We start from the raw sequence: 463 nt of genomic DNA, 5'->3' as shown, positions 1-463 counted from the left end.
GCAGACCGTCGTCGACGCCGCGCTCCGCCCGGACGCCGCGTTCGTCACGATCGCGGAGGTCATCGCCGTGGTCCTGCTGGTCCTCGGCGTGGTCCTGATCGTCCTGGCCCTGAAGCCCGGCCGGCAGCACCGCTCCGTCATCGACCACGACCGTGGTGCCGTCGTCATCGACACCCGCATCCTCGCCTCCACGGCCGCGAACGCCGCCGGGATGGCCGCCGGTGTCCCGGAGGGCAACGCCTCCGCGACCGCCCGCGGACGCTCCACCACGGTCCGTGTGGTGCCCGTCAGCGGGATCCCCGTCGACGACGCGGTCATCCGCGACGCCGTCCGGGACCGCCTCTCGGGGCTCGACGAACGCTTCGGCCGACGCGTCAGCGTCACGGTCGAGGAGAAGGGAACCCTCGCATGACCAAGAGCAACCGGACCCTGAACCGGATCATCCTGTTCGTCCTCGGCCTCG

The 463-nt window shown here is 71.9% G+C and carries 1 protein-coding gene; it reads left to right on the top strand.

The features are described 5' to 3' along the window. Positions 1-412: DUF6286 domain-containing protein (locus BIV03_RS11140; RefSeq protein WP_254790863.1), on the top strand; the 412-nt coding region annotated here is incomplete at its 5' end. Positions 413-463: the final 51 nt, after the last annotated feature.

Source organism: Curtobacterium sp. MCBA15_016 (genome assembly GCF_001865105.1).
Classification (GTDB): Bacteria; Actinomycetota; Actinomycetes; order Actinomycetales; family Microbacteriaceae; genus Curtobacterium.
The sequence above is the reverse complement of the archived record's forward strand: the minus strand, read 5'-3'. Positions and strand labels throughout refer to the sequence as shown.